General features: G+C 69.4%; 12 protein-coding genes. 6 read left to right on the top strand and 6 right to left on the bottom strand.

What is annotated here, in order from left to right:
- The first annotated feature begins 127 nt into the window (after positions 1-127).
- Both EGT67_RS09900 and EGT67_RS09895 read left to right on the top strand, forming a co-directional pair.
- A complete protein-coding gene (locus EGT67_RS09900; RefSeq protein WP_127915893.1) occupies positions 128-2,395 on the top strand; it encodes a polyribonucleotide nucleotidyltransferase in 2,268 nt (755 codons plus the stop codon).
- A gap of 117 nt (positions 2,396-2,512) precedes the next feature.
- Entirely contained in the window at positions 2,513-3,853 is a 1,341-nt protein-coding gene (locus EGT67_RS09895) for a M16 family metallopeptidase (protein WP_127915892.1), read from the top strand.
- Between the two features lie 9 nt (positions 3,854-3,862).
- On the opposite strand, the gene EGT67_RS09890 is transcribed toward EGT67_RS09895, so the two are convergent.
- Positions 3,863-6,250 (bottom strand): arylsulfatase, encoded by a 2,388-nt coding sequence (locus EGT67_RS09890; RefSeq protein ID WP_127916064.1) that lies wholly within the window; start codon positions 6,248-6,250, stop codon positions 3,863-3,865.
- 264 nt (positions 6,251-6,514) lie between these two features.
- On the opposite strand from EGT67_RS09890, the gene EGT67_RS09885 reads away from it, so the two are divergent.
- From EGT67_RS09885 to EGT67_RS09870, 4 genes are all read left to right on the top strand, one after another.
- Positions 6,515-7,387 carry a class I SAM-dependent methyltransferase gene (locus tag EGT67_RS09885; protein WP_127915891.1) on the top strand — a complete coding sequence of 291 codons (873 nt, stop codon included), beginning with the start codon at positions 6,515-6,517 and terminating at the stop codon, positions 7,385-7,387.
- An 84-nt stretch (positions 7,388-7,471) separates the two neighbouring features.
- A complete protein-coding gene (dapB, locus tag EGT67_RS09880; protein WP_127915890.1) occupies positions 7,472-8,230 on the top strand; it encodes a 4-hydroxy-tetrahydrodipicolinate reductase in 759 nt (252 codons plus the stop codon).
- Positions 8,227-8,694 (top strand): hypothetical protein, encoded by a 468-nt coding sequence (locus EGT67_RS09875; RefSeq protein ID WP_127915889.1) that lies wholly within the window; start codon positions 8,227-8,229, stop codon positions 8,692-8,694. The genes dapB and EGT67_RS09875 overlap by 4 nt, the downstream gene beginning before the upstream one ends.
- A 3-nt stretch (positions 8,695-8,697) precedes the next feature.
- Positions 8,698-9,183 carry a flavodoxin family protein gene (locus EGT67_RS09870; protein WP_127915888.1) on the top strand — a complete coding sequence of 162 codons (486 nt, stop codon included), beginning with the start codon at positions 8,698-8,700 and terminating at the stop codon, positions 9,181-9,183.
- Here the strand turns inward: EGT67_RS09870 and EGT67_RS09865 are convergent, their stop codons facing one another.
- The 5 genes from EGT67_RS09865 to EGT67_RS09845 all read right to left on the bottom strand — a co-directional run bounded on the left by EGT67_RS09865 (position 9,184) and on the right by EGT67_RS09845 (position 13,032).
- Positions 9,184-9,843 (bottom strand): DUF3105 domain-containing protein, encoded by a 660-nt coding sequence (locus tag EGT67_RS09865; RefSeq protein WP_127915887.1) that lies wholly within the window; start codon positions 9,841-9,843, stop codon positions 9,184-9,186. It lies immediately after the preceding gene.
- Between the two features lie 7 nt (positions 9,844-9,850).
- Positions 9,851-10,285, bottom strand: a complete 435-nt coding sequence (locus tag EGT67_RS09860; RefSeq protein ID WP_127915886.1) for an SRPBCC family protein — start codon at positions 10,283-10,285, stop codon at positions 9,851-9,853.
- 106 nt (positions 10,286-10,391) lie between these two features.
- Positions 10,392-10,868: a hypothetical protein gene (locus EGT67_RS09855; protein WP_127915885.1), complete on the bottom strand. Its 477-nt coding sequence runs from the start codon at positions 10,866-10,868 to the stop codon at positions 10,392-10,394.
- Between the two features lie 48 nt (positions 10,869-10,916).
- Complete coding sequence (locus EGT67_RS09850) at positions 10,917-11,741, bottom strand: aldo/keto reductase (protein ID WP_127915884.1); 825 nt, start codon at positions 11,739-11,741, stop codon at positions 10,917-10,919.
- 82 nt (positions 11,742-11,823) lie between these two features.
- Positions 11,824-13,032, bottom strand: coding sequence for an MFS transporter (locus EGT67_RS09845; RefSeq protein ID WP_127915883.1), 1,209 nt, complete (start codon positions 13,030-13,032; stop codon positions 11,824-11,826).
- Positions 13,033-13,143 lie beyond the last annotated feature (111 nt).

Raw genomic sequence — 13,143 nt, 5'->3', positions numbered from 1 at the left:
CGGATGTACTCCGGCGGGCTTCGATCGACGGCCGCCTCCGCTCTGTGAGGGAGTGCAGCCGCGACCAGGAGGGTCGTGGCGCCCGTGCGGACACGGCAAAAAGACGAGAGGGAAGAGAAGAAAAGCAATGACAGAGATTTCCGCCATCGAGGTCGAAGAGGGCGTGTTCGAGTCCTCCGCCGTCATCGACAACGGGAGCTACGGCACCCGCACCATTCGTTTCGAGACCGGTCGCCTCGCGCAGCAGGCCGCCGGCTCCGTCGTCGCCTACCTGGACGACGAGACCATGCTGCTGTCGGCCACCACGGCCAGCAAGCAGCCCAAGGAGCACTTCGACTTCTTCCCGCTGACGGTCGATGTCGAGGAGCGCATGTACGCCGCGGGACGCATCCCCGGCTCGTTCTTCCGCCGTGAGGGCCGCCCGTCCACCGACGCGATCCTCACCTGCCGTCTGATCGACCGGCCGCTGCGTCCGTCGTTCGTCGACGGCCTGCGCAACGAGATCCAGGTCGTCGTCACGGTCCTGAGCCTCGATCCCAAGGACCTGTACGACGTCGTCGCGATCAACGCCGCGTCCGCGTCCACCCAGATCGCCGGTCTGCCGTTCTCCGGCCCCGTCGGCGGTGTGCGCGTCGCGCTCATCACGTCGGAGGAGAACAAGAAGGGCCAGTGGGTCGCCTTCCCGACCGTCGAGCAGCTCGAGGGCGCCGTCTTCGACATGGTCGTCGCGGGTCGGGTCGTCGAGTCCGGTGACGTCGCCATCATGATGGTCGAGGCCGAGGCCACCGAGAACGTCATCAGCCTGATCGACGGCGGCGCGCAGGCGCCGACCGAGGCGATCGTGGCCGAGGGCCTCGAGGCCGCCAAGCCGTTCATCGCGAGCCTGTGCGCCGCGCAGCAGGCGCTCGCCGAGAAGGCTGCGAAGCCCACCGGCGAGTACCCGCTGTTCCCGGCCTACCAGGACGACGTGTACGCCGCGGTCGAGGCTGCTGCCACCGAGAAGCTCACGGCTGCGCTGTCGATCGCCGGTAAGCAGGAGCGCGACGACAAGACCGACGAGGTCAAGGTCGAGGTTCTCGAGCAGGTCGGCCCGCAGTTCGAGGGTCGCGAGAAGGAGATCGGCGCGGCGTTCCGCTCGCTGACGAAGAAGCTTGTGCGCCAGCGCATCCTGCGTGACCAGTTCCGTATCGACGGCCGCGGCATCACCGACATCCGGTCGCTGTCCGCCGAGGTCGCCGTGATCCCGCGGGCACACGGTTCGGCGCTGTTCGAGCGCGGCGAGACCCAGATCATGGGTGTCACCACCCTCGACATGGTCAAGATGGCGCAGCAGATCGACTCGCTGGGCCCCGAGACCAGCAAGCGCTACATGCACCACTACAACTTCCCGCCGTACTCGACCGGTGAGACGGGCCGCGTCGGTTCGCCGAAGCGCCGCGAGATCGGTCACGGTGCCCTCGCGGAGCGTGCACTGGTGCCGGTGCTGCCGAGCCAGGAGGAGTTCCCGTACGCGATCCGTCAGGTCTCGGAGGCGTTGGGCTCCAACGGTTCCACCTCGATGGGTTCGGTCTGCGCCTCCACCCTGTCGCTGCTGAATGCCGGTGTGCCCCTCAAGGCTCCGGTCGCCGGCATCGCCATGGGCCTGGTCTCCGACGAGGTCGACGGCGAGACCCGCTACGTCGCGCTGACCGACATCCTCGGCGCCGAGGATGCCTTCGGTGACATGGACTTCAAGGTCGCCGGCACGAAGAACTTCGTCACGGCCCTGCAGCTGGACACCAAGCTCGACGGCATCCCGTCGCAGGTGCTGGCCGGCGCGCTGAGCCAGGCGCACGACGCCCGCACCACGATCCTCGAGGTCATGGCCGAGGCGATCGAGAGCCCGGACGAGATGAGCCCGTACGCGCCGCGCATCACCACCATCAAGGTCCCCGTGGACAAGATCGGCGAGGTCATCGGCCCCAAGGGCAAGATGATCAACTCGATCACCGAGGAGACCGGTGCCAACATCTCCATCGAGGATGACGGCACGGTGTACGTCGGTGCCGCGGACGGCCCGTCCGCGCAGGCCGCGATCGACAAGATCAACGCCATCGCCAACCCGCAGCTGCCCAAGGTGGGCGAGCGCTTCCTCGGCACGGTCGTCAAGACCACGGCCTTCGGCGCGTTCGTCTCGCTGCTCCCGGGCCGCGACGGACTGGTGCACATCTCGAAGCTGGGCAACGGCAAGCGCATCGCCAAGGTCGAGGATGTCGTCAACGTCGGCACCAAGATCCGCGTCGAGATCGCGGACATCGACAACCGCGGCAAGATCTCGCTGATCCCGGTCGAGGACGAGGCTGCCGAGGCATCCGCCGACTCCGCCGAGTCGGGCTCGGAGCCCGCTGCGGAGTAGTTCGCCGCTCGGTACCACCCGCTCCCGGCCCCGCACGGTTCGTCCGTGCGGGGCCGGGGCCGTGTCCCCCGGTGTATCGTGGGTCGACGTTCAACATAAGGAAACACGAACCGCCACATGGCTCAATCCCTCCGCGAGAAGCCCCAACGCGGCTCCGCACTCGACACACATCCCCGCACCGGTGTGCAGCGCACGACGCTTCCCGGTGGTCTCCGGGTGGTGACCGAACACGTCCCCGGCGTCCGCTCGGCCTCGGTCGGCATCTGGGTGGGCGTCGGTTCGCGTGACGAGCAGCCCACCGTCGCGGGCGCCGCACACTTCCTCGAGCACCTGCTGTTCAAGTCCACTCCCACGCGATCCGCGCTCGACATCGCGCAGGTGATGGACGGAGTCGGCGGTGAACTCAACGCGTTCACCTCGAAGGAGCACACGTGCTTCTACGCGCACGTCCTCGACGACGACCTGCCGCTCGCGGTGGACCTCGTCAGCGACGTGGTGCTGCGCGGTCGTTGCCGGTCCGTCGACGTCGACGTCGAACGGCAGGTGGTGCTCGAGGAGATCTCGATGCGCGACGACGACCCGGAGGACCTGCTGGGCGACGCGTTCCTGACCGCGCTGTTCGGTGACCACCCCGTGGGCCGACCGGTGATCGGGAGCATCGATTCGATCGAGTCGATGACCCGCACCCAGCTGCATTCCTTCCACGTGCGCCGCTACACCCCGGACCGGATGGTCGTCGCGGTGGCCGGCAACGTCGAGCACGAGCACACGGTGGAACTGGTCCGGCGGGCGTTCGCCGGCCACCTCGACCGCGAGGCCGCGCCCGCACCGCGGCGCGAGGGTTCGATCCGGTTGCGGACCGCGCCCACGCTGAGCCTGACGAATCGGGACAGCGAGCAGGCGCACCTCGCGCTCGGCGTGCGGGCCTTCGGCCGCCACGAGGGGCACCGCTGGCCGCTGTCGGTGCTCAACGCCGCCGTCGGTGGCGGCCTGAGTTCCCGTCTCTTCCAGGAGATCCGGGAGGAGCGGGGACTGGCGTACTCGGTCTATTCCGGGGTGGACACGTTCGCCGACACCGGCGCGTTCTCCGTCTACGCGGGATGCCAGCCCGAGAACCTCGGCGAGGTCACCACCCTGATCCGGGAGGTGCTCGCCAACGTCGCGTCCGACGGCATCACCGACGCCGAGTGCGCCCGGGCGAAGGGATCGCTGCGGGGAGCGCTCGTGCTGGGTCTCGAGGACTCGGGTTCACGGATGACGCGGATCGGGCGCAGTGAGCTGAACTACGGTAACCACCAGTCGGTCTCGGAGACGCTCGCGCGCATCGACGAGGTCACCACCGACGAGGTCCGCGAGGTCGCCCGGGTGCTGTTGCAGCGCCCGTTCGCGGCCGCGGTGGTCGGTCCGTACCGGCGCAAGCGGGATCTGCCGGCCTCGGTCCGGGGAATCGTCCGGTAGATCCGGCAGTCACTGCCGGTACATCGCGACCCGCACGACGTCGGCCGGATCGACCAGATGGCTGTGGTCGTCGTCGCCGACGTCGATCTGCACCCAGTCGATCCGCCCGGTGAAGGCGTTGTCGCCGCGCGGATAGTCGGGTGTCACGGTCGACTGGCCATCGCGTCCGACGTCGGTGAACTCGTAGCCGAACCCGATGGGTTCGGTGCGCTCGAGTCGCCCCGACCCCACCGGTCGGCCGTCGGTGAACAGCGTGATCGTCCCGCCCTTGCCGAGTCCGCCGCCGTCGTACGCGAACTCGACGCGCACCTGCCGCGTGCCCGGCGACGCCGGGTGCTCGGCGCGCACGTGGGTGCGGTCGAGGCCGAAGAGGTTGTAGCAGAACGTGGGTCGCCCGTCCTTGAAGTAGAAGGCCCACCCGCCGGCGTGCCCGCCGAGGGTCAGGATCACCCCGTTCGCGACCTGCCCGGGATCGTCGGGGAGCTCGACCTGCGCGGTCAGCGACCACGACCGGTTGCGCCAGTTGACGATGTGCATCTCGAGCAGCCCGCCCATGCCGGGCAACAGCACCTGCCGGTTGCCGGGGGCGAGGCTCGGCTTGCCGGAGATGCGCGGCAGCACCCGCTCGAAGACCCGGTCGTCGAGGGGGAGGACCTGGTTGCGCGTCGCCTCGATCAGGAAGAGTCGTCGCAGCTCGTGCAGCCGATCCGGGTGCTCCGCCGACAGGTCCCGGGCCTGGGTCCAGTCGGACGTGCAGTCGTACAACTCCCACACGTCGTCGTCGAACGCGATCCCGGCGCTGCCGACGGTCTGCCACGGCGTCCGGTGCTTGGTGACCGCCGTCCAGCCGCGGTGGTAGATCCCGCGGTTGCCGAACATCTCGAAGTACTGAGTGACGTGGCGGTCGGGCGCCGCGCCGTCGTGGAACGTGTACGTCATGTCGACGCCGTCGAAGGCCTCCTGCCGCACGCCCTTCACCGTGGTGGGCGCCGGGAGGTGCGCGGCCTCGAGGACGGTGGGGACGATGTCGACGACGTGGTGGAACTGGTGCCGCAGTTCGCCGCGCGCGGTGAACCCGTGCGGCCAGTGCACGATCGTCCCGTTGCGGGTGCCGCCCCAGTGCGATGCGACCTGCTTGGTCCACTGGTAGGGGGTGTCCATCGCGTGCGCCCACCCGACCGCGTAGTGCGGTGACGACTCCGGTCCGCCGAGTTCGTCGAGCTTGCCGATCAGGAACTCGGGCGTCTCGATCGCGGCCATGCCGTTGAGACTGATCAGCTCGTTGAACGTGCCCTGCAACGTCCCCTCCGCGGAGGCGCCGTTGTCGCCGATGATGTAGACGACCAGCGTGTCGTCGAGCGCGCCGATCTCGTCGATCGCGTCGACCACCCGGCCCACCTGGTGGTCGGTGTGCTCGAGGAAACCGGCGTAATTCTCCATCTGCCGGCGCAGCACCGGCAGCAGCGCCTCGTCCATGTCCTCCCAAGCGGGGATCACCTCGTGCCGCCGGGTGAGTTCGGCGTCGGCCGGCACCACCCCGAGCTGCTTCTGGCGCGCGAACGTCCGCTCCCGCAGTGCGTCCCACCCGTCGTCGAAGCGGCCGCGGTACCGGTCGGCCCACTCCGTCGGCACGTGGTGCGGCGCGTGCGTGGCACCCGGCGCGAAGTACAGGAAGAACGGTCTGTCGGGCGCCAGCGCCTTCTGCTGGCGTACCCAGGAGATCGCCTTGTCCGCGAGGTCCTCGGTGAGGTGGTAGCCCTCCTCCGGGGTGCCCCACGGCTCGACCCGCGTGGTGCCCTGGTGCAGCGTCGGATACCACTGGTCGGTCTCGCCGCCGACGAAGCCGTAGAAGTACTCGAAGCCGTTCCCGGGCGAGGGCCACCGGTCGAACGGGCCGACGGGGCTGGTCTCCCAGATCGGGACCTCGTGGCACTTGCCGATGTGTGCGGACGAGTACCCGTTGAGGGTGAGGATCTCCGCCAGTGGGGCACACGAGTCCGGGCGCACCGACGTGTAACCGGGCGCCGACGTCGCCATCTCCGTGATGCCACCCATCCCCACCCGGTGGTGGTTGCGGCCGGTGAGCAGCGCGGCCCTGGTGGGGGAGCACAGCGCCGTGGTGTGGAACCGGGTGTACTTCAGGCCGCCGCCGGCCAGGCGCTCGGCGGTCGGGGTGTCCACGGGGCCTCCGAACGCACTCGACGCCCCGAAGCCGACGTCGTCGAGCAGCACGATCAGCACGTTCGGGGCGCCCGCGGGCGGTCGCAGCGGGCGGATCGGAGGGAACGTCGCGTCGGGGTCCTTCGCGTCGTACCGGATCGTGCCCGCGTACGTCTCGGGCGGAAGCGGAAGGATCTGTCTACCGGTGTCCCTGCGGTAACCGTCGTTCGAGCCCATCGCCGACGACCTCCTCGTGACGCGCGCGCCGCCGGCGTCGGCGCCGGGCAGCGGCGTCACCTGGTTCCGACGGTACGTTCCCGGCGGCCGCCTTCGCAGGCGAATCTCAGCTTCCCCCGCGGGCCCGGGAGTAGCCTGGAACTGGCGTCGACCCAGGCCCGTGAGTCCGGACACGGGGCCCGGCCGCCGACGTGGCGACGCATTCGAAAGGCGTTGCACGGCAATCTTCTCCATTCGGGTGATCGCGTCCTGGTGAGGTGCGAAATGAACGAACTGGCGGAATGGGACATCGTCACCGGTGTCGGGATCACGGCCCTCGGGGTGGCGGCCGGGCGGGCCATGGAAACCCACAGGGAGGACCGTCTGGTCTCCGACCCGTACGCGGAGGCGTTCGTGGAGGCGGCGGCGCCGCCGGCCCCGATGCCGACCCGGCTCGAGGACGCCGACGACCGCGAGATGCCGTGGCGGACGATGGCCGACTACATGGGCGTGCGGTCGCGCTACTTCGACGACTACCTCGTCGCCGCCGGCCGGGCGGGGATCGGACAGGTGGTTCTGCTCGCGGCGGGCCTGGACGTGCGCGCATACCGCCTGGACTGGCCGGACGGCACCACGGTCTACGAACTGGACGCGCCCAGGGTGCTGTCGTTCAAGGACGGCGTCCTGGCCGCCCAGGATGCTCACCCGCGTGCCGACCGTCGCGTGGTGGCCGTGGATCTCCGCGAAGAGTGGCCGGTCCCGTTGCAGGAGAAGGGTTTCGACCGTGATCGGCCGACGGCCTGGCTGGCAGAGGGGCTGCTCCCGTTCCTCCCTAACCCGGCGAAGGAGCGGCTGTTCCGGTTCGTCACCGAACTGTCCGTGCCGGGCAGTCGCTTCGAAGTGGAACACATCGACGACGTCCGCGGGATGCTGCAGGAGGAGTCGACGCAGCGCGCCCGTGACCTGTTCGGCGTCGACATCGAGTCGCTGTGGCCGAACGACGGACCGTTCGACCCCGTCGCATGGCTCGCCGACCACGGCTGGGACGTCGAAGCCGAACGCTCGGCGCACGTCGCCGAGCGGTTCGGCCGCATCCTCGAGAGCCCGAACGGGGATCCCGCGCGGTCGAGCATGTTCATCACCGCCGTCCGCCGGTGACCGTCGAGCGTCGGATGCGTGCGGCGCACGCGCGCACCGTAGGCTTGCGGCGAGCACATTCAGGGATTTGGACGGAGCGTGAACGTGACTTCAGCAGCACCCATCAGGGTCGGTGTTCTCGGCGCGAAGGGCAAGGTGGGCCGCGCGATGTGCGAGGCCGTCGAGCAGGCCGACGACCTGGAACTGGTGGCCGGTGTCGACCAGGGTGAGCGGATCGAGCACTTCGTCGATCAGCGGACGCAGGTCGTCATCGACTTCACCCACCCCGATGTCGTGATGGACAACCTTCACTTCCTCATCTCCAACGGCATCCACGCGGTCGTGGGTACCACCGGCTTCGACGACGCCCGCCTCGCGCAGGTGCAGTCCTGGCTCGACGAGAACCCCGGCGTGGGCGTGCTGATCGCGCCGAACTTCGCGATCGGTGCGGTGCTGTCGATGCGCTTCGCGGCGGCCGCCGCCCGCTTCTTCGACTCCGTCGAGGTCATCGAACTGCACCACCCGAACAAGGCCGACGCGCCGTCGGGCACCGCCTACCGCACCGCGGCGCTCATCGCCGAGGCGCGTGAGAAGGCCGGTCGCGGACCGAGCCCCGACGCGACCACCACCGAACTCGAGGGTGCGCGCGGCGCCGACGTCGACGGGGTGCGGGTGCACTCGGTGCGCCTGGCCGGTCTGGTGGCGCACCAGGAGGTGCTCCTGGGCACGCAGGGCGAGACCCTCACCATCCGGCACGACTCGATCGACCGGAACTCCTTCGCTCCGGGCGTGCTCCTGGGCGTGCGCGAGATCGGGCAGCGTCCGGGGCTCACCGTCGGCATCGACCCCCTGCTGGACCTGTGAAGAACCAGTCCACCCGCGTCGTCGCGGCGATCGCAGCGATCGTCGTCGCCCTCTCGTTCTACTTCGTCCTCCTGGGCCAGCGCGGCATCGCGCTGATCCAGGACGGCCGGGCGGTCCCGGTCGTGCTCGGCATCGCCGTCCTGGTGCTGCCGTTCCTCGGCGTCTGGATGGTCGTCGCGACCATCCGGTCCGGCCTGGCGCACCAGCACCTCGCCCGCCGCATCCACGACGAGGGCCTCGAACTCGACGTGTCCGACTTGCCCCGCCGCCCCTCCGGGCGGATCGAACGCGACGCCGCCGACGCGCTGTTCGCGCAGGTCAAGCAGGAATGGGAAGCCGACCCCGACAACTGGCGCAACTCCTACCGGCTGGCGCGGGCGTACGACTACGCCGGTGACCGCGGCCGGGCCCGCGACACGATGCGGCGCGCCGTCGCGCTCGAGAAGCTCGAGCGGGAGGGCTGACCGATGTCCGACGGGTCGCCGGAGAAGCCGGAGAAGACACTCCTGGTGGTGCACCACACGTCCTCCCCGGCGACCCGTGAGCTGCTCGAGGCGGTGCTCGCCGGAGCGCACGACCCCGAGATCACCGGTGTCACAGTGCGTTCGGTGCCGGCGCTGCACGCGACCCCCGTCGACGTGCTCGGCGCCGACGGGTACCTGTTCGGGACGTCGGCGAACTTCGGGTACATGTCCGGCGCGCTCAAACACTTCTTCGACACCGTCTACTACCCGTGCCTGGACACCGTCGCCGGCCGGCCGTACGGGCTGTGGGTGCACGGCAACAACGACACCGCCGGCGCCGTGAAGTCCGTCCAGAAGATCGTCACCGGCCTGGAACTCGTGCAGTCGGCGCAGATCGTCGAGGTCACCGGGCCGGTCGACGCTTCGGTGCGCGAGCGCTGTTACGAACTCGGCGCCACCGTCGCGGTCACCGTCGCCGGCGACATCTGATCAGTTCATCGGCACCGTGCCGGGCGCCCGGGGATCCGGCGGGCCGGCCTGGAACGGTGGCGGGTTCTCCGGGTCGAACGCGGTGGGCAGCGTCGCGCACGTCGCGCCGGGCTCGGGAAAGGTGTTGCGGTTCAAGCGCAGTGCGTCGATGAAATGGTCGATCCGCTCGTCCGACGCGTCGTCGACCACCAGTTGGTGCCCCCACGACTGCAACGAGACCGGCACGGACAGCCCGGGATACGGCGACAGCAGCAGGTAGGGCCGGCCCTGGACCCGTTCGACGAGCACGTCGAGCGCCGGGCCCGAGACGAGTTCCGGGTCGTACGTGACCCACACGGCGCCGTGCTCGAGTGAATGCACGGCGTTCTCGCTGCGAATCGCCTTGTCGTACACCGTTCCCGTGCATGTCGCCCACGCCGCGTCGTGGGGCCCGCCGAACGGGGGAGTGCGATCGTAGGCGACGCGCTGATCCGGCCGCACGTGCAGACCCACCGGGTACTCCACGACGGTGATGCCCTCGATCCCGAGCGACGGATCGGGTTCGGCGGTGGTCGGGGCGAACGGATCGGCGACCGCCGTGCCGTCGACGGTGTCGGCGCACCCGGCGGCCGCGAGCACGACCACCGCCGCCGCCCCGGCGGCCCGAACGAGGGCTCTCACCCGTGGTCTACTTGCCGTCGACGAACTTGGTCAGGCCCTTGCTCGCGGTGTCGAGCGCCATGTTCCGCGCCTTCTTCAGCATGAAGCCCGGCAGCGGGATCTTCGGGTCGACGGTCAGTTCGAAGCGCACCAGCGTGCCGTCGCCCTTCGGGGTGAGGATGTACGACCCGTCCTGGCTGTTCTGCTGCGTGCTCTCGACCAGCGTCCACGACATCCGGTTGTCGCCGTCCCACGAGTAGTCGACCACCTGCTCGTCGTTGATGCCCATGATCGACACCGTCATGCGCACGCGGTTCGCGCGGCCGTCCGGATGGGTGCTCTCGACGATGACCTTCTTGTGAGCGGACGACCATTCGGGCAGGCGGTCGACGGCGGCGATCGCCGCCATGACGTCGGCCGGTGCGGCCTTGACCTCGAACTCCTTCGCCCCGGAAACCGCCATGCTCTCCACTCCTCTTCCCCGTGACCGATGAGACGCAATTAGACCATCCCGGGGCCGGGGATACCGGGAAGCGGAGGGCGGCGGGGCTGGAGCGGAGCGCGGCCGCTCAGGCGTCGTCGGGTCGGTTCCGGCGCATCTGGTCGCGCAGGGCGCCCTGAACCGCCTGCGAGACCCACGAATTGAGCGACATCCCGTCCTGCACCGCCGCCTCCTCCGCGCGCGACTTGATCTGGTCGACCAGACGCAGCGTCACCCGGCTGATGTCGCCGGTCATGTCCTCGAAAGTGCGGTACGGGTCGGTGGTGTCGTGCTGCGGTCCCGCGGCGCCGTCGGCCTCGCGCCGGCGCCGCGTCGCCTCTACGGTCACCTCGGTGCCGTCGAACCGGACGTGGAGCGTGCGATCGACCAGTTCCTCGGACGCCTCGCGGGCCAGGTCGGACAGGGCCGACACGAGCATGAGCTGTGCCGACCGCTCGACCGCCCCGGCCAAGGCCTCGGCGATTCGTTGGGTATCCGCGTCGCCGAGGGCCGCAGCCGCGGCCAGGTCGTCGCGCAGTCTGGCGGTGTACTCGGTGAGATCCATGACGCCAGTGTGACGTCATAATGGCGTCAGCGCAAGGCTCCCGTGGCGTCACGACAGGGTGTCGGGATCCGGGCCCGTGCGCAGACCACGGTCGAGGCTCGCGAGGGCGGCCATGTCGGCATCGGTGAGCTCGAAACCGAACACGTCGAGGTTTTCCCGGATGCGGGCGGGGGTGACGGACTTGGGGATCACGATGTTGCCGGTCTGAAGATGCCAGCGCAGAACCACCTGGGCAGGGCTGACACCGTGTGCCGCGGCGATTTTCGTGATCGCCGCGTCGCCGAGAACCGCGCCCTGGGCGAGGGGACTCCACGCCTCGGTGGCGATGCCGTGCCGGGCGTGGAAGGCGCGCAGCTCGGCCTGCTGGAGGGCGGGGTGCAGCTCCACCTGGTTGACCGCCGGAGTGATACCGGTGTGCTCCAGGAGCCGCTCGAGGTGGGGGATCTGGAAGTTCGACACACCGATGGCGCGCGCACGTCCGTCGGCGAAAATCTTCTCGAGTGCGCCGTACGTTTCCACGAACAGGTTGCGCGCCGGGGCCGGCCAGTGGACGAGGTAGAGGTCGACGTAGTCGAGGCCCAGCTTGTCGAGAGAGGCGTCGAACGCGGCCGGCGTCCGGTCGTATCCCTGGTCCTCGTTCCACAACTTGGTCGTGACGAACAACTCCCGTCGGGGTATGCCGGAGCTCGCGATGGCCCTGCCGACACCGCGTTCGTTGCCGTAGATCGCGGCGGTGTCGATGCTGCGATAGCCGGCCTCCAGTGCGCCGGAGACCGCAGCGGTCGTCTCGTCGTCGGGGACCTGGAACACGCCGAATCCCAACTGCGGCATGGTTACACCGTTGTCGAGCGTCACGTCGGGTACGGAAATCATCGGGGATCCTTTCGTGGTACTGCCTTGATGGGGACCGAGGACGACGACGTCCCGGTCGGGACAGGAGTCGGGCGGCCGGAACTCACGCGGCGACGGCGGTTGCCGCGACGGGGCTGCGGTCGGCCGGGACGGGGGCGGCGCCTGCGCGGGTGCGCCGCTCGAGCTGGTGCGAGAGGACCGCCAGGAGCAGAGCCGATGCGGCGAGGATCGCGCCGACGACGTCGGGTGCGGTGTAGCCGAGACCGGCGGAGATCGTCAGGCCGCCGAGCCAGGCGGACAGGGCGTTGCCCAGGTTGAAGGCGCCGATGTTGGCGGCCGAGGCGAGCGTCGGCGCGCCGTGGGCGTGGTCGAGGACGCGCTTCTGCAGGGGCGGGACGGTGGCGAAGCCGAGTGCGCCGACGAGGAAGACGGCGACGACGGATGCGACCTTGTAGGAGGCCAGCAATGCGAAGAGCCCGAGGACCAGCGCCAGGCCGCCCAGCGCGGTGTAGAGCAACGGCATGAGCCTGCGGTCCGCGAAACGGCCACCGATCAGGTTGCCCACCACCATGCCGAGTCCGAAGACCACCATCAGCCAGGTGACGGACGATTCTGCGAAGCCGCTGACCTCGGTCGCCATCGGCGCGATGTAGGTGATGGCCGCGAAGACGCCGCCGAAGCCGAGAACCGTCATGGCCATGGCCAGCACGACCTGGGCATTCTTGAAGGCGGCGACCTCGTGCCGGAGCCGCACTCCTGCGGGCTTGGGCACGTCGGGCACGAACCGGGCCACGCCGGCGAGACCGGCGACGCCGAGCGCGGCGACGATCAGGAAGGTCACCCGCCAGCCGACGGCCTGCCCCACGAAAGTGCCCAGGGGGACGCCCACGACGTTGGCCACGGTCAGACCGGTGAACATCATGGCGATGGCACCGGCCTTCCTGTCCGGAGCGACCAGTTCGGCGGCGACGACGGAGCCGATCCCGAAGAAGGTGCCGTGGGCCAACGAGGCGACGACGCGGCCGATCAGCACGACGGCGAAGACCGGTGCGGCGGCGGTGACGAGGTTGCCGAGGATGAACAGGCCCATGAGCAGCATGAGCATGTTCCTGCGAGAGATCTTGGTGCCGAGAACGGTCAGGAGTGGCGCGCCGATCATGACGCCGAGGGCGTAGCCGGTGACCAGGAAGCCGGCCGTCGGAACGGATACACCGAGGTCGGCACCCATCTGGGGGAGCAGGCCCATGACCACGAATTCCGTGGTGCCGATTCCGAAGGCTCCCGTTGCCAGTGCCAGGAGTGCGAGCGGCATGAGGACGATCCTTTGTGCACAGTGAAGATGCGCGAACGCGCTTTACAGGCGATGACAATAATTGCAGACGCTGACTATTGGCAAGCGCGGGTATAGTGAGGTGCGCAATTG

The organism is Prescottella agglutinans (genome assembly GCF_004011865.1).
GTDB classification, from domain to species: Bacteria; Actinomycetota; Actinomycetes; order Mycobacteriales; family Mycobacteriaceae; genus Prescottella; species Prescottella agglutinans.
Note: the sequence above shows the minus strand (reverse complement) of the source record. Positions and strands in the feature narration are given on the sequence as shown.